General features: G+C 61.0%; 23 protein-coding genes. 18 read left to right on the top strand and 5 right to left on the bottom strand.

The annotated features are described in order from the left end of the window. Positions 1-20: 20 nt before the first annotated feature. Together N008_RS02810 and argB are read right to left on the bottom strand one after the other, a co-directional pair. On the bottom strand, positions 21-1,088 hold the full coding sequence (locus N008_RS02810) for a M20 family metallo-hydrolase (protein ID WP_044013588.1): 1,068 nt from the start codon (positions 1,086-1,088) through the stop codon (positions 21-23). Beyond that, a complete protein-coding gene (gene argB / locus N008_RS02805; protein ID WP_044013586.1) occupies positions 1,076-1,858 on the bottom strand; it encodes an acetylglutamate kinase in 783 nt (260 codons plus the stop codon). The genes N008_RS02810 and argB overlap by 13 nt, the downstream gene beginning before the upstream one ends. A gap of 603 nt (positions 1,859-2,461) precedes the next feature. On the opposite strand from argB, the gene N008_RS02800 reads away from it, so the two are divergent. From N008_RS02800 to N008_RS21240, 17 genes are all read left to right on the top strand, one after another. Continuing rightward, positions 2,462-3,031, top strand: coding sequence for a GNAT family N-acetyltransferase (locus N008_RS02800; RefSeq protein WP_044013584.1), 570 nt, complete (start codon positions 2,462-2,464; stop codon positions 3,029-3,031). Between the two features lie 158 nt (positions 3,032-3,189). Then, positions 3,190-4,377 (top strand): argininosuccinate synthase, encoded by a 1,188-nt coding sequence (gene argG, locus N008_RS02795; protein WP_044013582.1) that lies wholly within the window; start codon positions 3,190-3,192, stop codon positions 4,375-4,377. Beyond that, complete coding sequence (gene argC, locus N008_RS02790; protein ID WP_044013580.1) at positions 4,367-5,347, top strand: N-acetyl-gamma-glutamyl-phosphate reductase; 981 nt, start codon at positions 4,367-4,369, stop codon at positions 5,345-5,347. The genes argG and argC overlap by 11 nt, the downstream gene beginning before the upstream one ends. A 24-nt stretch (positions 5,348-5,371) precedes the next feature. After that, positions 5,372-5,776 (top strand): DUF6188 family protein, encoded by a 405-nt coding sequence (locus tag N008_RS22935; protein WP_156108978.1) that lies wholly within the window; start codon positions 5,372-5,374, stop codon positions 5,774-5,776. Between the two features lie 31 nt (positions 5,777-5,807). Then, on the top strand, positions 5,808-6,971 hold the full coding sequence (locus N008_RS02780; RefSeq protein WP_044013577.1) for an aspartate aminotransferase family protein: 1,164 nt from the start codon (positions 5,808-5,810) through the stop codon (positions 6,969-6,971). A gap of 527 nt (positions 6,972-7,498) precedes the next feature. Further along, a complete protein-coding gene (locus tag N008_RS02775) occupies positions 7,499-8,482 on the top strand; it encodes an aspartate carbamoyltransferase catalytic subunit (RefSeq protein WP_071884469.1) in 984 nt (327 codons plus the stop codon). 77 nt (positions 8,483-8,559) lie between these two features. Continuing rightward, complete coding sequence (locus N008_RS02770; RefSeq protein ID WP_044013574.1) at positions 8,560-9,858, top strand: dihydroorotase; 1,299 nt, start codon at positions 8,560-8,562, stop codon at positions 9,856-9,858. An 85-nt stretch (positions 9,859-9,943) separates the two neighbouring features. Continuing rightward, complete coding sequence (locus N008_RS02765) at positions 9,944-10,444, top strand: hypothetical protein (RefSeq protein ID WP_044013573.1); 501 nt, start codon at positions 9,944-9,946, stop codon at positions 10,442-10,444. A gap of 81 nt (positions 10,445-10,525) precedes the next feature. Continuing rightward, on the top strand, positions 10,526-11,044 hold the full coding sequence (gene purE, locus N008_RS02760; protein WP_044013571.1) for a 5-(carboxyamino)imidazole ribonucleotide mutase: 519 nt from the start codon (positions 10,526-10,528) through the stop codon (positions 11,042-11,044). Further along, positions 11,041-12,288, top strand: coding sequence for a 5-(carboxyamino)imidazole ribonucleotide synthase (locus tag N008_RS02755; RefSeq protein ID WP_044013569.1), 1,248 nt, complete (start codon positions 11,041-11,043; stop codon positions 12,286-12,288). Before purE ends, N008_RS02755 begins: the two co-directional genes overlap by 4 nt. Before the next feature lie 188 nt (positions 12,289-12,476). Continuing rightward, complete coding sequence (carA, locus tag N008_RS02750) at positions 12,477-13,559, top strand: glutamine-hydrolyzing carbamoyl-phosphate synthase small subunit (protein WP_044013566.1); 1,083 nt, start codon at positions 12,477-12,479, stop codon at positions 13,557-13,559. Positions 13,560-13,672: 113 nt separating this feature from the next. Continuing rightward, positions 13,673-16,903 (top strand): carbamoyl-phosphate synthase (glutamine-hydrolyzing) large subunit, encoded by a 3,231-nt coding sequence (gene carB / locus N008_RS02745; RefSeq protein WP_044013564.1) that lies wholly within the window; start codon positions 13,673-13,675, stop codon positions 16,901-16,903. A gap of 86 nt (positions 16,904-16,989) precedes the next feature. Next, entirely contained in the window at positions 16,990-17,484 is a 495-nt protein-coding gene (locus N008_RS22930; protein ID WP_156108977.1) for a hypothetical protein, read from the top strand. 99 nt (positions 17,485-17,583) lie between these two features. Beyond that, on the top strand, positions 17,584-18,528 hold the full coding sequence (locus N008_RS02740) for an acetylornithine carbamoyltransferase (RefSeq protein WP_044013563.1): 945 nt from the start codon (positions 17,584-17,586) through the stop codon (positions 18,526-18,528). Positions 18,529-18,622: 94 nt separating this feature from the next. Beyond that, complete coding sequence (locus N008_RS22925) at positions 18,623-18,874, top strand: hypothetical protein (protein ID WP_156108976.1); 252 nt, start codon at positions 18,623-18,625, stop codon at positions 18,872-18,874. Between the two features lie 339 nt (positions 18,875-19,213). Then, on the top strand, positions 19,214-19,510 hold the full coding sequence (locus N008_RS02735) for a hypothetical protein (RefSeq protein WP_044013561.1): 297 nt from the start codon (positions 19,214-19,216) through the stop codon (positions 19,508-19,510). Positions 19,511-19,631: 121 nt separating this feature from the next. Then, positions 19,632-20,303, top strand: a complete 672-nt coding sequence (locus N008_RS21240) for a sce7726 family protein (protein WP_156108975.1) — start codon at positions 19,632-19,634, stop codon at positions 20,301-20,303. A 95-nt stretch (positions 20,304-20,398) separates the two neighbouring features. On the opposite strand, the gene dinB is transcribed toward N008_RS21240, so the two are convergent. From dinB to N008_RS02715, 3 genes are all read right to left on the bottom strand, one after another. Then, entirely contained in the window at positions 20,399-21,439 is a 1,041-nt protein-coding gene (gene dinB, locus N008_RS02725) for a DNA polymerase IV (RefSeq protein WP_052381826.1), read from the bottom strand. A gap of 51 nt (positions 21,440-21,490) precedes the next feature. Beyond that, entirely contained in the window at positions 21,491-22,039 is a 549-nt protein-coding gene (locus tag N008_RS21235; RefSeq protein ID WP_156108974.1) for a DUF6624 domain-containing protein, read from the bottom strand. 142 nt (positions 22,040-22,181) lie between these two features. Then, complete coding sequence (locus tag N008_RS02715) at positions 22,182-23,117, bottom strand: DMT family transporter (protein ID WP_044013558.1); 936 nt, start codon at positions 23,115-23,117, stop codon at positions 22,182-22,184. A 130-nt stretch (positions 23,118-23,247) separates the two neighbouring features. Between N008_RS02715 and N008_RS02710 the strand changes: the two genes are divergently transcribed. Further along, positions 23,248-24,579, top strand: coding sequence for a replication-associated recombination protein A (locus tag N008_RS02710; protein ID WP_081910575.1), 1,332 nt, complete (start codon positions 23,248-23,250; stop codon positions 24,577-24,579). The last annotated feature ends 194 nt before the right edge of the window (positions 24,580-24,773 follow it).

The following is a 24,773-nucleotide window of genomic DNA, read 5'->3' as shown; positions in this document are numbered from 1 at the left end:
TTCTTTTATCGGCAATATTTTTACAGCTTCAGCCCCTCCAGCAGCTCCACGTAGCCCTGCACGCCGGCGCGGATTTCGCTGAGCAGGATGTACTCGTCGGGGGTGTGGGAGCGGGCCGAGTCGCCGGGGCCGATTTTGACGGTGGTGAAGGGCATCATCGACTGGTCGGAGAGGGTGACGGAGCCGAAGGTACGGCGGCCCAGCGCCACGCCGCGCTGCACCAGCGGGTGCGTGAGCGGGATGCGAGAGGAGTTGAGGTGGGTGGAGCGGGGCGTCACCTCAGCCCCGATGAGGCCGCGCACGAGCTCCACCACTTCCGGATTGGTGTACAGCTCGTTGGTGCGCACATCGGCCACGAAGGTGCAGCGGTCGGGCACCACGTTGTGCTGGGTGCCGGCCTGCAGCTGCGTTACCGTCAGCTTCACCGGGCCCAGCAGCTCCGACACCCGCTCGAACCGGTAGTCGCGCAGGCGCTGTACGTCGTCGAGGGCTTTGTAAAGGGCGTTTTCGCCTTCCTCGCGGGCGGCGTGGCCGGTGCGGCCGTGGGCCACGCAGTCGAGCACCACCAGTCCCTTTTCGGCCACGGCCAGGTCCATCTGCGTCGGCTCGCCCACGATGCCCAGGTCAATCTGGGGCAGCAGCGGCAGCAGCCTCCGGATGCCGTTCGCGCCCGATACTTCCTCCTCGGCTGTAATGGCGCAGATGAGGTTGTAGGGCAGGTTCTCCCGCTCGTGGAAGTGCAGGAACGTGGCCAGCAGACTCACCGCCGAAGCCCCCGCGTCGTTGCTTCCCAGGCCGGTCAGCCGGTCGCCCTCCACCACGGCCCCGAACGGGTCGGCGGTCCAGGACGCGCCGGGCTTCACCGTGTCGTGGTGGGAGTTGAGCAGGATGGTGGGCTTGGCCGGGTCGAAGTGCTTCGAAACGGCCCACACGTTGTTGGCGTCGCGCTGGGGGCGGGCCCCCCGGAACGCCAGAAACCGGAAAATCAGCTCGGCGGTCTGGTCCTCTTCCCGCGAGAACGAGGGCGTCTGCACCAGCTGCGTCAGCAGCTCAATGGCGTCGTCGGTAAGGGCGGTTAGCTCCGGCATAGCACGGTTTTTACGGGCTCGTTGATGCGCAGCGCGTGCTCGATAACCACCCGCTCCACGCCGGCTTCCAAGGCGGCAAAGGCGTTATCCAGCTTGGGCACCATGCCGGCCGCAATGATGCCCGCGGCCTTCAGCTGCTGGTACTCGGCGGCGGTTATCTGCGGAATCACCGAGGCGTCATCATCCACGTCGCGCAGCACGCCGTCCTTCTCGAAGCAGTAGTGCAGCTCCACGGCGTAGTGCGGGGCCAGGGCGCAGGCCAATACGCTGGCAATGGTGTCGGCGTTGGTGTTGAGCAGCTGGCCCGCGCCGTCGTGGGTGATGGCGCAGAACACGGGCAGCAGGCCAGTTTCCAGCAGCTGGCGCAGCAGCGGCACGTTCACGGCATCGGCCGGCAGGTCGCCCACGAAGCCGTAGTCGATGTCCTTGACCGGCCGCCGCACGGCCCGGATGGCGTTGCCATCGGCCCCCGAGAGGCCCAGCGCCTGCACGCCCGCGGCCTGCAGGCCAGCCACCACCTGCTTGTTGGTTTTGCCGGCGTAGAACATGGTCACGATGTCGAGGGTGGCCGCGTCGGTGATGCGGCGGCCCTGCACCATCTGGGGTTCCTGGCCCAGGTCGCGCAGCATCTGGCTGGCGCCTTTGCCGCCGCCGTGCACCAGCATCTTGCGGCCCGGCACCCGCGCCAGTTCCCGCAGAAACCGCTGCAGCTGGGCGTCATCGTCAATAATGCCGCCCCCGATTTTAAAAATTTTCAGGCCTTCGCTCATAGGATGCAAGTAGGGAGAAATGCGGCATTGCGCGCCGTACGCTGCCAAAAGGAGGCTCATCGGGCCCCGGCCGCAACCGGGCGGCCTCACTGTTAAGAAATTTATTTTGCTCCCGGAGCGGCAAAGTTTCCGAAAAAAATCCTCTAGTTTTGCAACGATTTAGCGGTTTAAACGATTTAAACCGTGAAAACACTCCCTCGCCGCCCCGCGGCACCCGTCATGATTCAACTCTCTTCTATTGCGCTTCTGCGACGACCTAGACTGGTCGTGCGAATCATGCCAGCTTAACCGCTGGCTGCAATAGTACGTCCGGGTTCCGCCTCTACCGCGAACCGACGCCGGGTCCTCCCTCCGGAGCCCACCCCAAGAGACACCTTCCGAATCAACCGACCTTAGTCCGAGTGTAAGCCTTCGTGTGACGTTGCCCGGTATCCGCCGGGATGCCCCGCTCCCCGGCCTGCTGGCCCCACCTTCTTTTGGGTTTTTGTCGCTATCGGCGTTTCTGCCTGAGCATAGGCTTTGCCTGGCCCGCGCCGTTCCCCTCCCGCTTTTTCGTCTTTCCGAGTCTGCTGCCCAACTCAGGCAGCCCACCGAGCTTTGACCATGTTCCTACGAGTCGCCGATGCTGCCGATGCGCAGTATGTGGAAACCCTCTGCCAATGGTACGCCGAATCCGCCAAAACCCGCGGCGTCGGCATTGCCAAGCGTGATCCTAACTATCTGATTAAGAAGATGAAAAAGGGTGATGCCATCATTGCCTTCATCGATGACCAGCTGGCGGGTTTCTGCTACATCGAAACCTTCGAGGACGCGAAATTCGTGGTGAACTCGGGGCTGATTGTGAACACCGAGCTGCGCAAAGAGGGCCTGGGCCGCGCCATCAAGCACCGCGTGTTCGAGCTGTCGCGCACTAAGTACCCGGCAGCTAAGATCTTCGGTATCACCACTTCGGCGGCCGTGATGAAGATCAACAACGAGCTGGGCTACCGGCCCGTCACCTTCCCCGAGCTTACGCAGTCGGACGACTTCTGGAAGGGCTGCTCCAGCTGCAAAAACTACGGCATCCTGATGGAAAACCAGCGCAAAATGTGCCTCTGCACCGGCATGGTGTACGATACGCTGGACGACAGCTTCACGCAGCAATCCATTGAAATTCTGGAGCAGAAGCAGTAATCAGTAGTCACCAGAACGTCATGCTGAGCTTGCCGAAGCATCTCTGCCGCTTCGTGCTCACGAGTGAGTTCTCAGCATGACGTTCTTTTTCCAATAACCTCAGCACGCGAGATGCTTCGGCAAGCTCAGCATGACGTTCTCATAATTTTCAGCACCTCATGAAAAAAGTAGTTCTCGCCTATAGCGGCGGCTTGGATACGTCCTATTGCGTGGTGTACCTGACCCGCGAGCTGGGTCTGGAAGTCCACACAGTGATTGTCAACTCGGGCGGGTTCTCCCAGGAGGAGCTGGCCGGCATCGAGCAGCGCGCCTACGAAATGGGCTCCACGCGCCACGAGGTGATTGACGTAACCGAGCGGTTCTACCAGCAGTGCCTGCGCTACCTGCTGGCAGGCAACGTGCTCAAAAACGATACCTACCCGTTGAGCGTGAGTGCCGAGCGCATGTTCCAGAGCCTGGCGCTGGCCGAGTACGCCCGGGAGAACAAGGCCGACTACATTGCCCACGGCAGCACCGGCGCCGGCAACGACCAGGTACGCTTCGACGTGGCCTTCTCGGTGATTTCGCCTGATACCGAAATCATCACACCCATCCGCGACCTGGGCCTCTCGCGCCAGCAGGAAATCGAGTATCTGCAGCAGAATGGGGTGGAGATGAGCTGGGAAAAAGCTAAATACTCCATCAATAAAGGCATCTGGGGCACCAGCGTGGGCGGGGTGGAAACCCTGACCTCCCGCCAGGGCCTGCCGGAGTCGGCCTGGCCGACGCAGCTGAGCAAGCACGAGCCGCAGGAAATCAGCATCACCTTCGAGAAAGGCGAGCCGGTGGCCCTGAACGGCGAGCAGATGAAGCCCGTGGACCTGATTGTGGCCCTCAACGAGCTGGCCGGCCAGTATGCCATCGGCCGCGACACCCACGTGGGCGACACGATTCTGGGCATCAAGGGCCGGGTGGGCTTCGAGGCGCCCGCGCCGCTGATTCTCATCAAAGGCCACCATTTGCTGGAAAAGCACACGTCCAGCCGCTGGCAGCTGCTGCACAAGGACTACATCGCCAACTGGTACGGCACGCTGCTGCACGAAGCGCAGTACCTCGACCCGGTGATGCGCGACATGGAGGCGTTCCTGGAATCGTCGCAGGAGCGGGTGTCGGGTACGGTGTACGTGACCTTGAAGCCCTACCAGTTCGAGCTGCTGGGCGTGGAGTCGCCGTTCGATATGATGCAGTCGAAGGTGGCTACCTACGGCGAGGAAAACAACGCCTGGGACTCGCGCGACGCGAAAGGATTCATCAAAATCTTCAGCAACCAGCTGCGGATTCATAGCGCGTTCAATGATGAAAATTAAGGCTGGTATCGTCGGTGGGGCCGGCTACACGGCGGGGGAGCTGCTGCGGATTCTGCTGCACCACGAGTTTGTGGAGCTGGGCGGCATCGTAAGCTCTTCCAACGCCGGCAACCCCATCTACCAGGTGCACGACGACCTGGTGGGCGACACGGAGCTGCGTTTCGCGGCCGCGCTGCAGGGCGACGAGGACGTGGTGTTTCTGTGCCTGGGCCACGGCAACTCCAAGGCCTGGCTGACCCAGAACCCGCTACCCGAAACCACCCACATCATCGACCTGAGCAACGACTTCCGTCTGGAAGCCGATGCCGAGTTTGAAGGCCGGGAGTTTGTGTACGGGCTGCCGGAGCTGAACCGCAGCCGCATCCAGCAGGCCCAGAGCATCGCCAACCCCGGCTGCTTCGCCACGGCCATTCAGCTGGCACTGCTGCCGCTGGCCCAGGCTGGCAAGCTCCAGGACGACGTGCACGTATCGGCCATTACGGGCAGCACGGGCGCGGGGCAGAGTCTTTCGGAAACCGTACATTTCTCGTGGCGCACCAACAATGTGTCTATCTACAAGCCCTTTACGCACCAGCATTTGGGCGAGATAGGGGAGAGCCTGGCGCAGTTGCAGCACGCGCTGGACGTGGACATACACTTCATCCCGTACCGCGGCAACTTCACCCGGGGCATCTTCGCCAGCGTCTACACGCCGTCGGACCTGACCCAGGACGAGGCCCGCGCGCTGTACCAGCAGTTCTACCAGGATGCCCCGTTCACCACGGTGTCGGACAAGGAAGTGCATCTGAAGCAGGTAGTCAACACCAATAAGTGCCTGCTGCACGTGCAGAAGCTCGGCAAGCAGCTGCTCATCACCTCGGTTATCGATAACCTGGTGAAAGGCGCTTCCGGCCAAGCCGTGCAGAACATGAACCTAGTTTTCGGTCTGCCTGAAACGACGGGGCTGGGTTTGAAGGCCGGGCTGTTTTAAAGGACTAATCAACCCGCCGCCAAAATGCTGAAGGAAATAGGCCGCTATTATGCACTACCATTAGTGGGCTGTGCCATTCAGCAGATTGAGTATAACGGCATGATAAGACTGGTCTATGCTGATGATGACGAGCGTGTATTCCTCGACCTCCACGGAGAATTTCAGGTTGAAGCATCGGGGCACATAACCACGTTTTCTCCGCGCCAAAAAGAAGCTCTGTTGCTCTTTTTTGACTGGTTTCATGCTGATGTCACAATTGAGGAAGCAAAAGCTGATAAACAAGGGCAACTGTTTCTGAAGCTTAGTAACCAGCAGGAATTGATAGTTCAGGACGGGCCATTTGAAAACTGGCACTTCACCATTCTGAATCGTCAATTTCCCAGCAAAAACCTCTTTGTCCACGGTGGAGTGGGCATTACTTACTTCTAAGTTCTAACCTCTCAGCTCTCACATCTATACCATGGAGCTTTTCAACGTGTATCCGCTCGTCAACATCACGCCCGTGAAAGCGCTGGGGGCGAAACTCTGGGACGACAAAGGCCAGGAGTACCTGGATTTCTACGGCGGGCACGCCGTTATCAGCATCGGCCACAGCCACCCGCACTACGTGCAGCGCCTCACCGAGCAACTCGGCAACATTGGCTTCTACTCCAACTCGGTGCAGATTCCGATTCAGCGGGAACTGGCCGAGAAGCTGGGCCGGGTGTCGGGCTACGAGGACTACACGCTGTTTCTGTGCAACTCCGGGGCCGAGGCCAACGAGAATGCGCTGAAGCTGGCTTCCTTCCATACCGGCAAAAAGCGCGTCATTGCCTTCAAAGGCGCGTTCCACGGGCGCACCTCGGGCGCGGTAGCCGCCACCGATAACGCCAAAATTGTGGCGCCTTTCAACGCCGACCACCACATCAGCTTCCTGGAGTACGACCTGGCGGCGGTGGAGCAGGTGCTGCAGGGCGGCGACGTGTGCGGGGTCATCATCGAGCCCATCCAGGGCGTGGGCGGCATCATCATGCCTTCCGATGAGTTTCTGCAGGGGCTGGCGGCGCTGTGCCAGCAATACGGCGCGCTGCTGCTGGCCGATGAGGTGCAGAGTGGCTACGGCCGTAGCGGCAGGTTCTTCGCCCACCAGCACGCCGGCATCCGGCCCGACGTTATTTCGGTGGCCAAGGGCATGGGCAACGGCTTCCCCATCGGCGGCATCCTGATTGCGCCCGAGCTGAAGGCGTCCTACGGACTGCTGGGTACCACCTTCGGCGGCAACCACCTGGCCTGCGCCGCCGCGCTGGCCGTGCTGGAAGTTATTGAGCAGGAAAACCTGGTGCAGCACGCCGCCGAGCAAGGCGACTACCTGCGCACGGAGTTGGAAGCCCACGCCGGGGCCGAAGAAATCCGCGGCCGGGGCCTGATGGTGGGCATCAAGTACGACTTTCCCATCAAGGACCTGCGCGACCAGCTGCTGGCGGAACACCACATCTTCGTGGGCAATGCCTCCGACCCCACGGTGCTGCGCCTGCTGCCCCCGCTCAACATCACCAAGGCCGAGGTAGACCGGTTTTTGCAGGCGCTGTACGCGCTGACTGCGAAATCAGTAGAAGCCATTCCGCAAGCTTCAGCGCTGGATTAGAACAGGGTAGAGATGCAATAGGTGGAGTCTCGTCGTTGAACTTCTCCGCCTAGCTTTTCACCAATGAAGTCTGGCTCCCCGCTCTGCAGGAGATGGGGCCAGGAGGTGAGGCACCCGATAGATTAAGTACCCTGCTAAGTAGAAAACCCCGGATTGCCGATACACCGGTGGGGGGAATACCGCAGAAAAAGTAACGCATTCAGCCAGACAGGATAACCGAACGAGTTGAGCGAAGCGGCGCGAAAAAAATAGCCCCGCCGGTATGTTGCCGAACGTAACAATACCGTAGCTTTGCACCATGCTTCAAGCACACAACTTGTTGATGAAGCGCGGAACCTTGCTCAACCAGGAACCGCGAGTGGACCGGAAGGTCTTCGATACCATCGGTTTTCCTGATTTTCCTTCTGTCGCTTTCGTTGTTTTTTCTGGGTATTGCCCCGCCACCGTTTCGGATTCCGAAACGGTTTTTTTATGCCCATTGAGTTCGTTGGCTTTCCTCTAGCAGTTCACTTTTTCTTCCTACCCGTATGGCCCGTAAAGATTTGCTCGACATCGCCTCCCTGCAGCGTGAGGAAATTGAGCTCCTGCTCGATCAGTCCACTGCCTTCAAGCAGCTGCTCATCAGCTCCGGGAAAAAGGTGCCCGTTTTGGAAGGTAAGTCGGTGCTGATGCTGTTCTACGAACCCAGCACTCGTACACACTCTTCCTTCGAGGTGGCCGCCAAGCGCCTCTCCGCCGAAGTCACCAACTTCAACGTGGCCCATTCCTCCATCACCAAGGGTGAGTCGGTGCGCGAGACGATTGAGACGCTCCAGGCCATGCGCACCGATTACATCATCGTGCGCCACAGCCGGTCGGGCCTGCCGGGCATGATTGCCCGGCTCACCAAGGCCTCGGTTATCAACGCCGGCGACGGGGCGCACGAGCACCCCACGCAGGCGTTGCTGGATGCCTTTACTATTAAGGAGAAGTTTGCTGACCCCCGGGGCAAGCGCGTGCTGATTATCGGCGACGTGCTGCACTCGCGGGTGGCGCGCTCCACCAGCACGCTGCTGCAGAAGCTGGGCGTGGAAGTGGCCTACCTCGGGCCGGGCTCCTTAGTGCCCAAGTTCGGCCCGGCCTCCATTCGCCGCTTCACCAACTACGACGAAGCCATGGCCTGGGGCCCCGATTTCGTGTACCTGCTGCGGGTGCAGATGGAGCGCCAGGACGTGCAGTTTTTCCCGAGCCTGCGCGAGTACCACCGCATCTACGGCATCACCAACACCCGCCTGGAGGACATTCGCCAGCGGGGCCTCTACATCATGCACCCAGGCCCCGTCAACCGGGGCGTGGAGCTCTGCGACGCCGTGATGGACTACGAGCGCAGCCTCATCAACAACCAGGCAGAAAACGGCATTGCCGTGCGTATGGCCGTGCTCAATTGGCTCACGCCCGGCGGCGACCTGCCCAGGCGCGAACCGGCGTACGCCACCCGGTCCGGGGCTGCCCCGGCGCTGGTTATGCCCTGAGCGCCGCCCGCTTTTTTCGTCTCCTGCCAACCGCATTTCCTTTCCACCCCTTGCCCGTTAACAGCCCTTCTCTCCCCATGATTCTGCTCCAAAACACCCGCATCGCCTCCGAAAATTCCCCCGTGCTTGCTGAAGGCGATGTGCTGATTGTCGAAGGAGTCATCCAGCAAATTGGCCCCGGCCTGGCCGTTCCGGAGGGTGCCCGCGTCATCGACGCGCGCGGCCGCATTCTGATGCCGGCCATGTTTGATGCCCACGTGCACTTCCGCGCCCCGGGCTTCGAGAACAAGGAAACCATCACCACGGGCAGCGAAGCGGCCATCAACGGCGGCGTGACCGGCGTGGTGATGATGCCCAACACCCGTCCGGCCATCGACTCGGCGGCGGTGGTGTCCACGGTGCTGGAAAGCGCCGCCCGCAAGTCCCGGATTCCGGTGTACACGTCCGGCTGCGTCACCAAGGACCGGGCGGGCAAGGAGCTGGCCGAAATCGACGGGATGCGCCTGCTCGGGGTGACCATGCTGACCGACGACGGCGACACCACCAACGACCCGGCCGTGCTGCTGCGGGCCATGCAGTATGCCACCGAGTTCGGGATGTTCTTCGCCAGCCACTGCGAGGTGCCGGAGCTGGCCGGGCCGCGCGCCCTCAACGAAGGCGTGATGAGCTACCGGCTCGGCATCAAAGGCTCGCCGGCCTGCGCCGAAGAAATCATCATCGACCGGGATATCCGGCTGGCCCGGGCGGCGGGGGCACACGTGCACATCCAGCACGTGTCCAGCAAGATGGGTATGGAAACCATTAAGTGGTGGAAGTCGCGCGGCGACGTGAAGGTGACGGCCGAGGTGGCCCCGCACCACCTGCTGTTCACCGAGGAGCACATCGGCGACTACGACACCAACTACAAGATGAACCCGCCGCTGCGCACCCAGGAAGATTGTGACGCGCTGCTCGAAGGGCTCAAGGAGGGCGTATTCGACCTCATTGCCACCGACCACGCCCCGCACACGCCCTTCGAAAAAGCCCAGGACTTCATCAGCGCCCCCAACGGCATCACCGGCCTGGAAACGGCCCTGGTGTCGCTCTACCACTTCTTCGTGCGGACGGAGAAATTCGGGTGGGATTTGGTGGTGAAGCGGTACTCGGCCGAGCCCCGCCGCCTGATGGGCCTGCCGGTGCCTACCATTGAAGTCGGCCAGCCGGCCGAGTGCCTGCTGTTCGATACGGAAGCCGAAACCACCTTCACCCGGGAGTTCATGAAGTCCAAGTCCCAGAACACGCCCTTCATCAACCAGACGCTGCAAGGCCGGGTGGATATGGTGGTACTGGGTTCGGAAATCCTGCTGGAGCGGGAAGCCACGGTAGCCGTCGGCTAGCTGGTCGCACTACAGAACGTCATGCTTCATCTGGCATTCACCTGATGAAGCATCGGCATGACACGTAACGAGCATTTCGGTAGCCATGACAACGGATAAAGGCGAGATACTAAGCGCACTGAAAACAGCACTTGTTGGCGCCTACTACACCGGATTCAAATACTATGTTACTGCTTTCGAGTGCGAGCTTTTCAACGATAAACTTGGCCTCAGCGCCTATTTAACCCTCAGTGACATTGAGTTGGCCGATAAAGTGGAATGGAATAGGTGGGTGCATTCATTTCCGTTCAACATTGAAAACAACAACGGTCCGGAGGAGCCGGCCAGAGTTTTTCTGATGGGTCTGCTAACACAGGCTCAAATTCAGAGTGTTGAAGAAGAACACGAAGGCACGCTGATACTTGGGTTTCAAAATGGATTAAAAGTGAGACTGATGGGCGAGGTTGAAATCGAGGATATTTCCTGGGCCATTGAGTTCAGGAATTCTGGGGGCACCCCAATCGGTAACTGCACCTGCTCGTTCAACAAGCTGTATCTGAATGCCAGCAGGGAATTGAAAAACAGGCTGGATATACCAAGCCATTGACCTGCCAATGTGGAACAGCAGACTCCAGCGAAGCAGTAGAGATGCTTCGACTTCACTCAGCATGACGACTAAATAACTTCAATGAATACACCTTCCTCCGATACTCCCGCCGCCGACCAGCCCCTGGTGGGTGTGGTGATGGGCTCCAGCAGCGACTGGGAAACCATGAAGCACGCTGTGCAGATTCTCACGCAGTTTGGCGTAGCCCACGAGGCCCGCGTGGTGTCGGCCCACCGCATGCCCGACGACCTGTTTGCCTACGCCGAGCAGGCTGGGCCGCGGGGCCTGCAGGCCATCATTGCCGGCGCGGGCGGCGCGGCCCACCTGCCGGGCATGCTGGCCGCTAAAACCACCGTGCCCGTGCTGGGCGTGCCCGTGGCCAGCCGCCACCTGCAGGGCGTCGATTCGCTGCACAGCATCGTGCAGATGCCGAAAGGAATTCCCGTCGCCACGTTTGCCATCGGCGAGGCCGGGGCCGCCAACGCGGCGCTGTTTGCCGTGAGCCAGCTGGCCCTGCACGATGCCCGCCTGGCCGCCCAACTTCACACCTTCCGGGCCGAGCAAACCGAAGCCGCCCGGGCCATGACGCTGCCCGTATGAGCCACGAACCGCAAGTGGCACTAACGCCCGTTTTCCCCGGCAGCACCGACGCTGCCGGCCGGCCGGCCACGCTGGGCGTGCTGGGCGGCGGCCAGCTGGGCCGCATGCTGGTGCACGCGGCCCAGCGCCTGGGTTACCGCACCGCCGTGCTGGAACCCGACGCGCAAAGCCCCGCCGGGCTGGTGAGCCACCACCACATCCAGACCAACTACGACGACCCGACCGGGTTGGCGCAGCTCACGGATTTGTGCCAGGCCATCACCACCGAGTTTGAAAACGTGCCCGCCGCAGTGCTGCACACGCTGGCCCAGGCCCGCCCCGTGGCGCCGGCCGCGGCCGCCGTAGCCATTGCCCAGGACCGCATCGAGGAAAAAGCCCACTTCGCGGCCTGCGCCGCTGTGTCGGGGGTGACGTGCGCGCCCTACGCCGTGCTGGAGACGGAAGCCCAGCTGCAGACCGTGACAACTGAGCGGCCCGATCTGCTGCCCGGCATCCTGAAAACGGCGCGCCTTGGCTACGACGGCAAGGGCCAGATCCGGGTGAAAACCGCGGAGGAGCTGGCCGCCGCCTGGGCGGAGCTGGGCGGCGTGGCCTGCGTGCTGGAAAAGATGCTGCCGCTCACGGCCGAATGCTCGGTGCTGGTGGCGCGCGGCTGGGACGGGCAGGTAGTGAGCTTCGCGCCCCAGCGCAACGTGCACGTGGCCGGCATTCTGGCCGTGACGCACGCCTACGAAGGCGCGGTGCCGCCGGCTTTGGCCGAGCAGGCCCGCGCCGCCGCCGTGGCCATTGCCGGGCATATCGGCTACGTGGGGGTGCTGTGCATGGAGTTTTTTGTGGTAGCCGATGGCAGTGCGCACGGCGGCCTGGTGGTAAACGAAATGGCCCCGCGCCCCCACAACAGCGGCCACTACACCCTAGATGCCTGCGACGCCTCGCAGTTCGACCTGCAGGTGCACACCATGGCGGGCCTGCCCTTGCTGCCGCCCCGCCAGCACTCCCCGGCCATCATGCTCAACCTGCTCGGCGACGTGTGGCTGGATGCCCAGGGCCAGCAGCAGGAGCCCGACTGGACCGCCGTGCTGGCGCTGCCGGGCGCGCACCTGCACCTCTACGGCAAGCAGCAGGCCCGCACCGGCCGCAAAATGGGCCACCTGACCATCACCGGCCCGACGGTGGAAGGCGTCCGAACCGTGGCGCGCCAAGCGGCCGCGCTGCTGGGCCTGCCGGGCCAGGACGACATCTAGCTGCCGTTTGGGCGGTGTGCCTCACCCCCTAGCCCCCTCTCCGAAAAGGAGAGGGGGAACTGGCTCTAAAAAAGTAGTTTCCAACTAACCCTTTTACACCTCATCACCAGCCGAAGATTCTAGCCTAAAAACTAGAAACTAGTTCCCCCTCTCTGCAGGAGAGGGGGCTAGGGGGTGAGGCCAATCGTATGGATCAAACAGTAAAACTTATCCTCGAAGACGGCACCGAAATCGAAGGTCAGTCCTTCGGCGCCTTCACCTCCGCCGCGGGCGAAGTGGTGTTCAGCACGGCCATGACCGGCTACCCCGAAAACCTCACCGATCCGTCCTTCGCCGGCCAGATTCTGGTGCTTACCTACCCCATGGTGGGCAACTACGGCGTGCCCGGCGAGGAGCTCTACGAGTCGGTTTCCCGGATTTTTGAGTCGGATAAGATTCACATTGCCGGGCTGGTGGTGAACTACTACTCCGAGGAGCACAGCCACTGGAACGCCGCCAAAAGCCTCGGCGACTGGCTGAAGGAGTACAACATTCCCGGCATTTTCGGCGTCGATACCCGCATGCTCACCAAGAAGTTGCGCGAGAAAGGCGCCATGCTGGGCAAAATTGTGGCCGAAACCGACGTGCCCCTGCACGACCCCAACCTCGAAAACCTGGTGGCGCAGGTGAGCCCGGCCGGCGTGCAGCACTACGGCCACGGCCAGCACAAAATCGTGCTCGTGGACTGCGGCACCAAAACCAACATCATCCGCTGCTTCCTGGAGCGCGACGTGGAGCTGATTCGGGTGCCCTGGGACTACGATTTCACGACCCTCGATTACGACGGCCTGTTCCTGAGCAACGGCCCCGGCGACCCCAAAATGTGCGAGGCCACCATCCAGAACCTCCAGAAAGCCCTGCAACAGGACAAGCCGATTTTCGGCATCTGCCTGGGCAGCCAGCTCATGGGCCTGGCGGCAGGCGGCGACACCTTCAAGCTGAAATACGGCCACCGCAGCCACAACCAGCCCGTGAAGCTCACCGGCACCCAGCGCTGCTACATCACCAGCCAGAACCACGGATTTGCAGTGGACACCGCTACCCTGCCCGCCGAGTGGAACATGCTGTTCGAGAACCTCAACGACGGCACCTGCGAAGGCATCAAGCACAAAACCAAGCCGTTCTTCTCCACCCAGTTCCACCCCGAAGCCGCCGGCGGCCCGCAGGATACGGAGTTTCTGTTTGATGACTTCCTAAAGGCGGTAGCAGAATATAAGACCACTACGATGTAGAGACGCATCCTTGCGTCTCCCGTCAGAACGAATAGTACCGGCTCGTCCGGCTTAAATAACATCAGCAACGATTGAGACGCAATTATGCGTCTCTACATCCCGCTTTTCCACTGATGGAAAAACCCAACAAAGTTCTCATCCTTGGTTCCGGCGCGCTCAAAATTGGCGAGGCCGGGGAGTTCGACTATTCCGGTTCGCAGGCCCTTAAGGCGCTGAAGGAGGAAGGCATCCGCACCATCCTCATCAACCCCAACATTGCCACCGTGCAGACGTCGGACAACATTGCCGACGACGTGTACTTCCTGCCCGTGACGCCCTACTTCGTGGAGGAGGTCATCAAAAAAGAGCAGCCCGACGGAATTCTGGTGGCCTTCGGCGGCCAGACGGCCCTGAACTGCGCCGTGGCCCTGTATCGCGCCGGGGTGTTTGAGAAGTACAACGTGCAGGTGCTGGGTACGCCCGTGCAGGCCATCATCGACACCGAGGACCGGGACATCTTCAAGGAGAAGCTCGACCAGATTGGCGTGCTTTCGGCCCGCAGCGTAGCCGTAACCAACATGGACGACGCGCTGGCGGCAGCCGAGAAAATCGGTTTCCCCATCATCGTGCGGGCGGCGTTTGCGCTGGGCGGCCTGGGCAGCGGCTTCGCTAACAACATGGACGAGCTGCGCGCTTTGGCCCAGAAATCCTTCACTACTTCCGACCAGATTCTGGTGGAGGAATCGCTGAAGGGCTGGAAGGAAGTGGAGTACGAAGTGGTGCGGGATGCCTACGACAACTGCATCACCGTCTGCAACATGGAAAACTTCGACCCCATCGGTATCCACACCGGGGAGAGCATCGTGGTGGCCCCGTCGCAGACCTTGAGCAACCGGGAATACCACAAGCTGCGCAGCATCGGCATCAAAACCATCCGCCACTTGGGCATCGTGGGCGAGTGCAACATTCAGTACGCGCTCGACCCCGTTTCGGAGGATTACCGCGTGATTGAGGTGAACGCGCGCCTGTCGCGCTCCTCGGCGCTGGCCTCCAAGGCCACGGGCTACCCGCTGGCGTTTGTGGCGGCCAAGCTGAGCCTAGGCTACTCGCTGGCCGAGCTGAAAAATAGCGTCACGCAGACCACCTCGGCCTTCTTCGAGCCGGCCCTCGACTACGTAGTAGTGAAGCTGCCGCGCTGGGATTTGGGCAAGTTTGCGGGCGTGAACCGGCAGATTGGCTCGGCCATGAAGAGCGTGGGCGAGGTCATGGCCATTGGCAAATCCTTCGAGGAAGCCATCCAGAAGGGCCTGCGCATGTTGGATACCGGTAAGCGCGGCTTCGTGGCCAACAAGCCCGAGCAGGTGGACAACGCCACCATCGACCAACTGCTGAGCGAGCCGAACGAGGAGCGCATCTTCGCCATCAACCTGGCCTTCGAAGCCGGCTACACCGTCCAGCAGGTCCACGACCTGACCAAGATTGACCTGTGGTTTTTGCAGCGCCTGCTCACCATTTTCGAGTTGGGCCAGCAGCTGGCGGCCAAGCGCGGGAACGGGCTGGACGCGCTGGAAACAAGTTTGCTGCGCGACGTGAAGAAGGCCGGTTTCTCGGACCAGCAGATTGCCGTGAAGGTGCTAGGCGAGGGCGACGTGAAAGCCGACGAGCTGCTGGTGCGCGCCCGCCGCAAGGCCCTGGGCGTGCTGCCCGTCATCAAGCAGATTGATACACTGGCGGCCGAATTTCCGGCCAAAACCAACTACCTCTACAGCACCTACCACGGCACCGAAAACGACCTAGCGCCCGAAACCGATAAGTCGGTGGTGGTGCTGGGCTCGGGCGTGTACCGCATCGGCTCGTCGGTGGAGTTCGACTGGTGCGGCGTGAATGCCGTGCAGACGGCCGCCGAGGAAGGCTACAAAACCATCATCATCAACTACAACCCCGAAACTGTTTCGACCGACTACGACGTGTCGGACCGGCTGTACTTCGAGGAGCTGAGCTTCGAGCGGGTGATGGACATTCTGGAGTTTGAGCAGCCTGAGGGCGTGATTCTGAGCACCGGCGGCCAGATTCCGAACAACCTCGCCACCCGCCTGGCCGACGCCAACGCGCCCATCCTGGGCACCGCGCCAGCCCGCATCGACGAGGCCGAAAACCGCCACAAGTTCTCCAGCATCATGGATGAGCTGGGCATTGCCCAGCCCCGCTGGAAAGAGCTGACTTCGCTCGACGCCATGTTTGAGTTCGTGAACGAAGTGGGCTACCCGGTGCTGATCCGGCCGAGCTACGTGCTGTCGGGGGCATCCATGAACGTGGTGTCCAACGCTTTCGAAATGGAAGCGTTTCTGAAAGCCGCCGTTGAAGTAAGCGCCGAATACCCGGTAGTAGTGTCGGAGTTTATGCAGGAGGCCAAGGAAATTGAGCTGGACGCGGTGGCCGACAAGGGCGAAATCGTGAGCTACGCCATTTCCGAGCACGTGGAGTTTGCCGGCGTGCACTCCGGCGACGCCACCATGTACTACCCGCCCCAGCGCGTGTACGTGGGCACGGTGCGCAAGCTCAAAATCATTGCCGAGAAGATTGCCCGGCGCTACGAAATCAGCGGGCCGTTCAACATTCAGTTCCTGGAGAAAAACCGCGAAATCCGGGTGATTGAGTGCAACATCCGCGCCTCGCGCTCCTTCCCGTTCGTGAGCAAGGTATCGGGCAACAACCTCATCAAAAAGGCCACCCAAGTGCTGCTGGGTAAGGACGTAGCGCGCGACGAGAGCGAGCGGGTGTACGATTTGCCCTTCGTGGGCGTGAAAGCCCCGCAGTTCTCCTTCACCCGCCTGCCCGGCGCCGACCCGGTGCTGCGCGTGGATATGGTGAGCACCGGCGAAGTCGGCTGCCTGGGCGATACCGCCGAGGAAGCCCTGCTGAAATCGATGCTGAGCGTGGGCTATAAGATTCCACAGAAAACGGTGCTGATTTCCGGCGGCCCCATCAAGTCGAAGGTGACGCTGCTTTCGGCCGCCGAGTTGCTGCTGGAGAAAGGCTACCAAATCTACGCCACCGAGGGCACGCACCTCTTCTTCACCGAAAACGACATCCCCAGCACGCTGCTCTTCTGGCCTAACGAGCCGCAGGAACCCAACGTGCTAACCTACCTGAAGGAGAAGAAAATCGACCTAGTCATCAACATCCCCAAAAACCTCTCGAAGGGCGAGCTGGACAACGACTACAAAATCCGCCGCACGGCCGTGGATTTCGGAGTTGGTTTGCTGACGAATGCCCGCCTAGCCAAAGCCTTTATCCAGGCCTTCTGCCGGCTGGAAATGAAGGATCTGAAGATTAAGAGCTGGAACGAGTATAAGGCGATGTAGAGACGCGTATTTGTGTCATACCCGTTGAATAATTAAAGCCCCATATCACTGGGGCTTTAATTATTCGACTTGACTCCCACTGTAGCATGAAGATGGCTCTCGCAATTTGTTTATTCTGTTGGGCTTTAATCACTCAACGTGCAGAATCACAAATCAATGCTGAGCTGAATGCTACGCAAAATAATATTGCGCTCAGCTTGGTTGGTAGATGGATAAACCATTCTCTTGCATTCAAGCAAAAGCACGAAGTGCTCAAGGGAAAAACTACTTATGCGGTAGTTCGAGCAGAGCTCAACCCATGTCTGGAAATGAAATTTAATAAAGACTATACGGCTGTCGTGTCTACTGCTGCTGAGTGCAATAATGCAGATTACAGGCCGGCCACAAGTTTTAATTGGAGAGTATCAGGAGGCCGATTAATTATTGGATATAAAAACACAGATGAAGAAAAGGCTGGAGTGCTACCAACTGGTAAATATGCTATAAGGGCTACACCAGGAAGGCTTTCCAGATTAACAAAAGCGTTGGTATTGACTGATGAGAAGGGTATTCAGTTCTTTTTAACACGCAGTCAAGAATAGTAATACAGCAATAGCAGTGTCAGGAAACACCGGCTAGCTAAGTAAAGCGGTAGAGATGCTTCGGCAAGCTCAGCATGACGTTCTAACACACCACAATCCATGAAAAACTTCACTTCCTTCGCCGATGCGGGCGACTACAAAGCTCTGTTGCAGCAAGCCCTGGAAATCAAGGCTAACCCGTACGGTTACCAGCACGTCGGGCGCAACAAAACCGTTGGGCTCATCTTCTTCAACCCCAGTCTGCGCACCCGGCTCAGCTCGGTGAAGGCGGCCTACAACCTCGGCGCGCAGGCCTGGGTGCTCAACGCCGGGGCCGACTCCTGGACCCTAGAAATGGCCGACGGCGCGGTGATGAACGGCGGCACCCAGGAGCACATCAAGGACGCCATTGCCGTGATGAGCCAGTACTGCGACGTGCTGGGCGTGCGCACTTTCCCAACGCTGAAAGACCGGGAGGCCGACTACAGCGAGGAAGTTTTCCGGAAAATTATGCAGTACGCCACGGTGCCCGTCATCAGTCTGGAAAGCGCCACGCTGCACCCGCTGCAGAGCTTCGCCGACCTGATTACGGTGGCCGAAACCAAGCAGAAGGAGCGCGTGAAAGTGGTGCTCACCTGGGCCCCGCATGTGCGCGCCCTGCCCCAGTGCGTGCCCAACTCGTTCTGCGACTGGTTTTCGGAAATTGACTGGGTGGATTTCGTCATCACCCACCCCGAGGGCTACGAACTGGACCCGAAGTTCACGAAAGGCGCCCGCATCGAGTACGACCAGAAGAAGGCTCTGGAAGGTGCCGACTACGTGCAGGCCAAGAACTGGAGCAGCTACCAGCAGTACGGCCAGGTGCTCCAGAACGACCCCGCCTGGATGCTCACCCCTGCCCACATGGCCCTGACCGACGACGCCAAATTCCTGCACTGCCTGCCCGTGCGTCGCAACGTGGAAGTGTCCGACGCCGTGCTCGATGCGCCCGGCTCGCTCATCATCCAGGAAGCCGGCAACCGCACCATTTCCATGCAAACGGTGCTGCACGAGCTGCTGAAGTAGGCTGCGTAACAGAAGTGAATTTTACATAGATTTTTATGTATATTAACAGGCTGGGTGGTTTCTGCCAGCCTGTGCTTCACTTAACCGCTTAGCCATGAAAATGCCAGCTGTCTGCGCCCTGTTTCTATTTCTAGCCGGGGCTGCCTCCGCGCAAACGGTTCCTCCGCCTCCGGGCACACCCGCCACGCCGGTTCTCACAGACTCAGTGCGCAAGCCAACACCGCCCGATGCTAGCCAGCAGCAGGGAACCATGGCTTCGCCGGCCACCACCGAGCCGCAACCGACCAAAGTGAAGGAGAAGCGCAAGCGGACTCGGCTGCGTACCAACCCCAATTTTCCGGACTAGGTAGCTTGACTTGCAGCCACCTGAAAGGGCGGGCTACTCTGCGGAGCAGTCCACCCTTTTTTAGTTGTTTAACTGGCTAAGTTTTGCTGCCTGAATCGGCATCAAACCAGTGGTGATGGGCTATTGCTGAACTGGATCTGGTAGTTTTTTTCTCGGGCCGTATTTCGCGCAGAATGTTGCCTGAATGGCTTTTCGGCGGCATTTGGAGTAAAGGTGAGCCAGTGGTCCTAGTGGCAATGTGGAGCCCATGCAGAACCATGAGTGGCAAAGTTGCGTTAGAGGCTATTCAAAAGACAGCCAAGCGGTTGACTTAAGTAGTTCACCTTCAACTTGATTTACATGAAAAAGCTACTTGCTATTGCCGCCGTGCTCGTAACTGGTATGTCTGCCGCCAACGCCCAGACCACCAACACCACCACTACGACCACGATGCCGACCCAACAGAGCACGACCACCACGGTACCGGATCCGGCGAATGGAACCATCAATTCTACGACCACTACGGTGCCGGCTACCACCACCACCGTTGAAACGCAGTCCAGCACCAGCGTAAGCCCATCGACTACCACCATCCCGGCTGATGCCAAGGTAAAAGACAAGAAGAAGAAGCGGAAAGTGAAAACCGATTCCAACTAAGCAGACCGGATAATTTCCGCGTTCTTGCCTGAGCCCGGCTGCATTTAGTGCGGCCGGGCTTTCTTTTTGTTTGCTGGTGGCCGCTGCCGTTCGCACCTTTAGCCAGCCCAAACCGGCCCTTATGAACGACCCGGAAATCCGCGCCCTGCTGTACCCGCTGCTGCTGGGTGGCGTGTACATTGACGAACTGCCCACCGGCACCACCCGCGCCGACGTAGTGCACATCACGCCGGACTTTCTGCATGGCTACGAGGTGAAAGGCGACGCCGACACGTTGCAGCGCGTGCCCAATCAGCTGCGCTGCTACGCTGAGGTGTATGATTTCGTGACGTTTGTGGTGACAGAAAAGCACCTGCCCAAGCTGCTGCCGCTGCTGCCCGACTGGGTAGGCATATTGGTGGCAACAGGGGAGGAACTGCGCCCGCACCGCGCCGCCCGCTACAATGCCACCGTGGAGCCCGCGCCGCTGGCCAGCCTGCTGCTGCTGGAAGAGGTGAAGCAGTTTCTGCTGGCCCGCGGCCTGCACGGCGTGAGCAGCCTGCGCCGGGCGGAGGTGCTGCATTTTCTGCGCACCACGCAGCTGGTGCCGCTTTCCAGCCTCGCCCAATATGTGCGCGAGCGGCTGATGGCGCGCCTGCCCGAGCGCATGGCCGCCCGCGCCGAACGCAAAGAGGAACGGCAGCGGCTGGCCGGCCTGCGCAAGCGTCGCCAAGCCCGCAAAGCCGCCCGCAAGAAAGCCCGGCCCGCGCCGGCGGCCACCAAACCTGCCAAAAAGACGCCCAAGGCCAAGTAATTAGACAGCAGTATTGAGTAGGTAGACGCTCATCCGGTTGCTGTCAGACGGCCGATGAAGGAAAATCTACCAGCTCAGCACTTATTTCTTAGCACTCAAAGGCTGAGCGTGAGCTGCTTGCCGATGAAATCTTCCGGCGTTTCGAGGTTGGACAGCGAAACCCCCAGCAGCCGCACGCCCTTGGGCAGCGGCAGGCAGCTCTGCACCAGATCCTGGCTGATCTGAGCCAGAGCGGCCATACTGGCCAGCGGGGCCGGCAGCGTGCGGCTGCGCGTAATCTGCTGGAAGTCGGCGTACTTGACTTTGAGTGTGAGCGTGCGGCCCAGTAGCCCGGTGCGCTGGCAGTAGTCCCAGACCGAATCGAGGCAGGGCTGCAGGCCTTCGCGCAGTTCTGCCGGCGTGTGCAGGTCTTCGGCGAAGGTGGTTTCGGAGCCTACCGACTTGCGCACCCGGTCGGGCACGACGGGGCGGTGGTCCTGAGCGCGGGCGATGAGGTAGTAGTGCCCACCGGCCTTGCCGAAGTGCTGGCGCAGAAACGCCTCCGACTGCTGCCTAAGGTCCAGCCCGCTGAAGATGCCCAACTGGTTCAGCCGCGCCGCCGTAGCCGGCCCGATGCCGTGAAACTCGCCCACCCGCAGCTGCGCCACAAACGCCAGCCCCTGTTCGGGCCGAATCACGAACTGGCCGTTGGGCTTGCGGTGGTCGGAGGCCAGCTTCGCCAGAAACTTGTTGTAGCTGATGCCGGCTGAGGCCGTCAGTTGGGTCTGGCGCAGGATTTCGGCCCGGATTTCCCGTGCTACCTGGGTGGCCAGCGCAATGCCTTTCAGGTTCTCGGTGACGTCGAGGTAGGCTTCATCCAAAGAAAGCGGCTCGATGAGGGGCGTATACTCGGCAAAAATGGCCCGGATCTGCCGCGACACTTCCTTGTACACCTCGAAGCGCGGCTTTACGAACACCAGCTCGGGGCACTTGCGCAGCGCCGTGCTGGAGGGCATGGCCGAGCGCACCCCAAACTGCCGGGCCTCGTAGCTGGCTGCCGCCACCACGCCCCGGGCCCGCGAGCCACCCACGGCCACGGGCTTGCCGCGCAGTGCCGGGTTGTCGCGCTGCTCCACGGAAGCGTAAAACGCGTCCATGTCGAGGTGGATGATTTTGCGGGTTTCGGACGAAGTGTCCACGGTGATACCTTACGGTTTGGTCTTGAAGTACATGGTGCCCGGTCGTAGCTGCTGCAACGGCTCCAGCTTCATGGCACGGCGGCGCTTATCCAGCCCAAAAAACTCCGCAGTCGGCAGCAACGAGTCTACGGTTTCGCCGGACGGGCGCACCACCCGGGCCGACTGCGTGCCGTACTGCTGCCGCTGCCCTTGGTTGAGCAACGCCCGGTCGAGGTAAGTGGCGTAATCGGAGGGCGGCAGCCTTTTAGCTTTGTAAAGAGCCGCTACGCGAGCCAAATACCGCACCTGTACAGAATCCGGAGCATGCTGAAGCAACAGAAAAGCAGTTCTGGCCGCTTCGGCACCGGCCTGAGTTACTGCGGGCCAGCCGTGGCGGCGCTCCAGCTGCTGTAAGGCCGCCAGCCGCGCAGCATCCTGCCGCAGCAGCCAGCGGTTGGCCGTATCCGCCGCAGTAGATGCAAACCCATGTTGCCGGAACACTGCAAAAATGACCTGGCGGTCCTGCCAGTCAGCGGCGCTAAGCGAGTCGAGCGTGGCCGCAAGAACGGGGGACGCCAAACGGGCTACGTGTCGGGCCGGCCTAGCGCAGGCCGCCAGCAGCAGAAGTATAGCAAGCAAGCGGGTGGTCATGGGAGAACATAAAAATCGGCTTAATTTATCTGATCCAGCGGCCAACCGTAACAGCGGCTGATTGGGCGTATCAGTCCTGCACGGGTTCCAGGGGCACTGCTTCCGCCGCCACGGCCGGCTTGGGCTTGCGGCTCACCAGAAACACGCCCCCAAAAATCAGCAGCGCCTGCCAGGCCCGGTCCCAGGTCAGCACGTCTTTGCCCAAACTCACGGCGATGAGCACCGCTAGGGCCGGCTGCAGGTAGATATAGGCGCCCAGCAGGGCGGGGGAGGCGTATTTCAGGGCCCAGTTGTTGAGCAGGTAGGCCAGAATTGTGAGGCAAACCACCATGTAGGCAATGGCGGCCCAGATGCTGGCCGGGAAGCTGGCGTAGTCAGGCTGCTGCACCTGCTGCCAGCCGGCCGGCACCGCCAGAAACGCGCCCACCAGAAAGATGCGCGCCAGCACCGTGAACGGGTGATACTTGCGCATGAGCGGCATCACCAGCACCAGATACACCCCGAAGGCGGTGGCGTTGAGCAGGATGTAGATGTTGCCCAACAGCCCGTCCTGCCCGCCTGCCGCCACCGGGCCTTTGCTCAGGATGATGCTGGCCGCGCCGGCACCCGCCAGCGCAATGCCCGCCAGTCGGGGCAGCGTCAGCCGCTCGCCCAGCAGCACCGCCGAGGCCAGCACCGTCACGACCGGCGCAATGGTCTGGATGAGCGAGGCGTTAATGGGCGAGGTCAGGTTCAGGCCCGAGAAGAACAGCAGCTGATTCAGCCCGATGCCCAGGATGCCGCACGCCACGGCCCGCAGCTGGTCGGCGCGGCCTTGGATTCGGTCCTGCGGCGCCACCAGCCGGCTCAGGATGCCGAAAAACACCGTCGCGCCCACCACGCGCAGCAGCACCAGCCCAAACGGCCCCATGTACTGCGGCATCACATCCTTGGAAATACTGTAGTTGGCGGCGTAGATCAGCGCCACCACAAAGAGGGCCGAGTGGACCTTGACGGAATTTTTCATTGTAGACGAAGGTAGTAGCGCGAACTTTGTGGTTCGTGTATTTTGTGGTTCGCGTACAGCGAGTCCCCGGAGCAGTCGTTTCTGCCCAACATCCGGCGCCACCTGAAGTTTGCGCCCTATTCCCGCTCCTATGTCCACCGGTTCCCTTTTCGATTCTGACCCCACGCCGGCCTTTATCCCGCCGGCCGCGGCCAACGCGCCGCTGGCCGAGCGCCGCCGCCCCCGTACGCTTGAGGAATATGCCGGGCAGCAGCACCTCATCGGGCCCGAGGGCGTGCTACGCCGCTACCTCAGCGCCGGCCGCCTGCCCAGCCTGATTTTGTGGGGTCCGCCCGGCGTAGGCAAAACCACCTTGGCCAACCTGCTGGCGCAGGAGCTGGGCAAGCCGTTTGCCTCACTCAGCGCCGTGAATGCCGGCGTGAAAGACGTGCGCGAGGTGATAGAGCGCGCCCGCAAGCAGCGCGGCACGGTGCTGTTTATTGATGAAATCCACCGCTTCAGCAAAAGCCAGCAGGACGCCCTGCTGGGCGCCGTGGAGCAGGGCATCGTCACGCTTATCGGGGCTACCACCGAAAACCCTTCGTTTGAGGTGATTCCGGCCGTGCTGAGCCGGGCCCAGGTGTACGTGCTGGAGCCGCTGAGCAAGGAAGTGCTGACCGAGCTGGTCGACAAGGCCCTGGCCGAAGACGCGCAGCTGCAGCAGCGCAAGGTGCGCATGCAGGAGTACGGCGCGCTGCTCACCATTTCGGGCGGCGATGCGCGCAAGCTGCTCAACCTGCTGGAAATTGTGGTGGAAGCCAGCCGCCCCGACCCCAAAACCGGCGAGGTCATCATCACCGACGAAGGCGTGCAGCAGCTGGCCCAGCAGCACCTCGCCCGCTACGACAAAAGCGGCGAAATGCACTACGACGTCATTTCGGCCTTCATCAAGAGCATCCGCGGCTCCGACCCCAACGCCGCGCTCTACTACCTGGCCGTGATGCTGGAGGGCGGCGAGGATGCCAAGTTCATTGCCCGCCGCCTGCTCATCCTGGCTTCCGAAGACGTGGGCCTGGCCAACCCCAACGCCCTGATTCTGGCCCAGAGCTGCTTCCAGGCCATTGCCGTGATTGGCATGCCCGAGGGCGACATTATTCTGGGCCAGACCGTGGTGTATCTCGCTACCTCGCCCAAGAGCAACGCCAGCTACAAGGCCATCCGGGAGGCGCGGGCACTGGTGCGGCAGCAAGGCGTGCAGCCGGTGCCCATTCCGCTGCGCAACGCCCCCACCAAGCTCATGAAAGACCTCGGCTACGGCGGCCAGTACCAGTATTCGCACGACTACCCCGGCAATTTTGCCTACCAGGAGTTTCTGCCCGAGGCCCTCAGCGGCACCGTGTTCTACCACCCCGGCCACAACCCCGCCGAAGCCAAAGCCCAGGAGCGCCTGCGCCAGCTCTGGGGCGAGAAGTACGGCTATTAATCACAGATTTTGCAGATTTTTCGCTGATTACACAGATTGCAGGATCGATATAGAACAGCCATAGTCTGGCGGCTTTTACATCAATCTTACATCTGCGTAATCAGCGAAAAATCTGCAAAATCTGTGATTTAAAAGCCACCAATTCAAGCCACACAGGCAGCCGAATCAATATCTTGCCGTCTGGTTGTTATACC

Source organism: Hymenobacter sp. APR13 (genome assembly GCF_000737515.1).
Classification (GTDB): Bacteria; Bacteroidota; Bacteroidia; order Cytophagales; family Hymenobacteraceae; genus Hymenobacter.
Note: the sequence above shows the minus strand (reverse complement) of the source record. Positions and strands in the feature narration are given on the sequence as shown.

Excerpts from the sequence above, each read along its gene's own strand:
- N008_RS02755 (WP_044013569.1), top strand. The coding sequence starts at position 11,041 with ATGAGCCACGAACCGCAAGTGGCACTAACGCCCGTTTTCCCCGGCAGC.
- argC (WP_044013580.1), top strand. The coding sequence starts at position 4,367 with ATGAAAATTAAGGCTGGTATCGTCGGTGGGGCCGGCTACACGGCGGGG.
- carA (WP_044013566.1), top strand. The coding sequence starts at position 12,477 with ATGGATCAAACAGTAAAACTTATCCTCGAAGACGGCACCGAAATCGAA.
- argB (WP_044013586.1), bottom strand. The coding sequence starts at position 1,858 with ATGAGCGAAGGCCTGAAAATTTTTAAAATCGGGGGCGGCATTATTGAC.
- N008_RS02770 (WP_044013574.1), top strand. The coding sequence starts at position 8,560 with ATGATTCTGCTCCAAAACACCCGCATCGCCTCCGAAAATTCCCCCGTG.
- N008_RS02810 (WP_044013588.1), bottom strand. The coding sequence starts at position 1,088 with ATGCCGGAGCTAACCGCCCTTACCGACGACGCCATTGAGCTGCTGACG.
- purE (WP_044013571.1), top strand. The coding sequence starts at position 10,526 with ATGAATACACCTTCCTCCGATACTCCCGCCGCCGACCAGCCCCTGGTG.
- N008_RS02740 (WP_044013563.1), top strand. The coding sequence starts at position 17,584 with ATGAAAAACTTCACTTCCTTCGCCGATGCGGGCGACTACAAAGCTCTG.
- N008_RS22925 (WP_156108976.1), top strand. The coding sequence starts at position 18,623 with ATGAAAATGCCAGCTGTCTGCGCCCTGTTTCTATTTCTAGCCGGGGCT.
- N008_RS02765 (WP_044013573.1), top strand. The coding sequence starts at position 9,944 with ATGACAACGGATAAAGGCGAGATACTAAGCGCACTGAAAACAGCACTT.
- N008_RS22935 (WP_156108978.1), top strand. The coding sequence starts at position 5,372 with ATGCTGAAGGAAATAGGCCGCTATTATGCACTACCATTAGTGGGCTGT.
- N008_RS02735 (WP_044013561.1), top strand. The coding sequence starts at position 19,214 with ATGAAAAAGCTACTTGCTATTGCCGCCGTGCTCGTAACTGGTATGTCT.
- N008_RS22930 (WP_156108977.1), top strand. The coding sequence starts at position 16,990 with ATGAAGATGGCTCTCGCAATTTGTTTATTCTGTTGGGCTTTAATCACT.
- argG (WP_044013582.1), top strand. The coding sequence starts at position 3,190 with ATGAAAAAAGTAGTTCTCGCCTATAGCGGCGGCTTGGATACGTCCTAT.
- N008_RS02715 (WP_044013558.1), bottom strand. The coding sequence starts at position 23,117 with ATGAAAAATTCCGTCAAGGTCCACTCGGCCCTCTTTGTGGTGGCGCTG.
- N008_RS02710 (WP_081910575.1), top strand. The coding sequence starts at position 23,248 with ATGTCCACCGGTTCCCTTTTCGATTCTGACCCCACGCCGGCCTTTATC.
- N008_RS02800 (WP_044013584.1), top strand. The coding sequence starts at position 2,462 with ATGTTCCTACGAGTCGCCGATGCTGCCGATGCGCAGTATGTGGAAACC.
- dinB (WP_052381826.1), bottom strand. The coding sequence starts at position 21,439 with ATGGACGCGTTTTACGCTTCCGTGGAGCAGCGCGACAACCCGGCACTG.
- N008_RS02775 (WP_071884469.1), top strand. The coding sequence starts at position 7,499 with ATGGCCCGTAAAGATTTGCTCGACATCGCCTCCCTGCAGCGTGAGGAA.
- carB (WP_044013564.1), top strand. The coding sequence starts at position 13,673 with ATGGAAAAACCCAACAAAGTTCTCATCCTTGGTTCCGGCGCGCTCAAA.
- N008_RS21240 (WP_156108975.1), top strand. The coding sequence starts at position 19,632 with ATGAACGACCCGGAAATCCGCGCCCTGCTGTACCCGCTGCTGCTGGGT.
- N008_RS02780 (WP_044013577.1), top strand. The coding sequence starts at position 5,808 with ATGGAGCTTTTCAACGTGTATCCGCTCGTCAACATCACGCCCGTGAAA.